The sequence below is a fragment of the Streptomyces sp. E2N166 genome (assembly GCF_003671715.1).
In the GTDB taxonomy this organism is placed as follows: Bacteria; Actinomycetota; Actinomycetes; order Streptomycetales; family Streptomycetaceae; genus Streptomyces; species Streptomyces thinghirensis.
In genome coordinates, this window is sequence record NZ_RAIF01000032.1 from 731181 (window position 1) to 732610 (window position 1430).

A 1430-nucleotide genomic window follows, 5' to 3' on the forward strand; every position below is an offset into this window, starting at 1 on the left:
GGCCCGCCCTGCCCGAAGCGCCCACCGCACCGGCCCCGGTCACCGCACCGGCCCCGGTCACCGTCCCAGCCGTCCCGCCCGCCGTCTCCCCGGCCACCGAGGCCGCGGCCCGCGTCCTGCGCCCGCGCACCGACGGCGAGGAGAGCCGCCATCCCCTGTCCGAGGGCCAGCGCGCCCTCTGGGTGATCGAACAGATCGCGCCCGGCACCTACGCCTACAACCTGCCCCTCGCCCTCTGGCTCGACCGCGGCCTCGACGTGCTCGCCCTGCGGGCCGTCCTCCAGCACCTGGTCGACCGGCACGCCGAGCTGCGGGCCACCGTCCACGCCGGTGACGAGGAACCGTACGCCCGGATCGCGACCGAGCCCGAACTCCCCTTCCAGCAGGTCTTCCTGACCGCCAGGAGCGACGCGGAGCTGCGTGACCGGATGCGCGCCGACCTGCGCCGCCCCTTCGAGCTCGCCGCCGGCCCCCTCGTCCGCGCCACCCTCTACACCCTGGGTGACGGCCGCAACGCGCTGCTCCTGGCCTTCCACCACCTGGTCTTCGACGGCGTCTCCATCGCCCTGCTCCTGCGCGAGCTGGAAAGCGGCTACCGCGCGCTCCTGGAGGGCCGGGCCCTGCCCGCCGAGCGCCCCGCCCGCGGCTACGCCGACTTCACCTCCTGGCAGCGCGAGCTGCTCGACGGCGCCGAGGGCCGGCGGCTGCGCGCGTACTGGACCGAACGGCTGCGCGGGCGCAGGACCACCGTGCCGCTGCCGCTGGACCGGCCCCGCCCGGCCGTGCCCGGCTTCCGGGGTGCCAGTCTGGACGGGCACATCCCCGCCGAGGTCGCCGACCGGGCCCGCACCCTGGCCGGCGCCGAGCAGACGTCCCTGTTCGGGGTCGTCCTCGCCGCCTGGTTCACGCTGCTGCGCCGCTACAGCGACCAGGCCGACATCGCCGTGGGCACGCCGACGGCGGGACGCCCGCCGAGCGGCTACGACGACACGCTCGGCTACTTCATGAACATGGTGGTGCTGGCCGAACACGTCGACGCCGACGAGGAGTTCCGCGGCCTTCTCCGCCGCGTCCACCGCACCGTGCTGGACGCCCTGGAGCACAGCGCGTACCCGCTGATCACCCTGGCCGACGACCTCCGCCGCGCGGACCCCGAGGCCGGCGCCCCCTTCAACGTCGCCTTCTACTTCCAGAACTGGACCCGCACCGCCCGCCGCGAGGCGGCCGGCGACGCCGTGGTACTCGGCCCGGTCGAAGGTGTCCACCAGGAGGGCGAGTTCGACCTGACCCTGGAGGTCGTCGAGCAGGAGCAGGGCTGCCGCTACACGCTCAAGTACGACCCCGGCCTCTTCGACGAGGACACCGTGGCGCGCCTCGGCACCCACTTCACCACCCTCCTCGCCGCCGCCGTCGAGGACCCCGGAACCCCG

1 protein-coding gene is annotated in these 1430 nt (G+C 75.0%); it reads left to right on the plus strand.

Features of this window, described 5'->3' with window-relative positions:
- A partial coding sequence (locus EBH09_RS30330; RefSeq protein WP_238697483.1) for a condensation domain-containing protein occupies positions 1–1430 on the plus strand: 1430 nt, incomplete at both ends.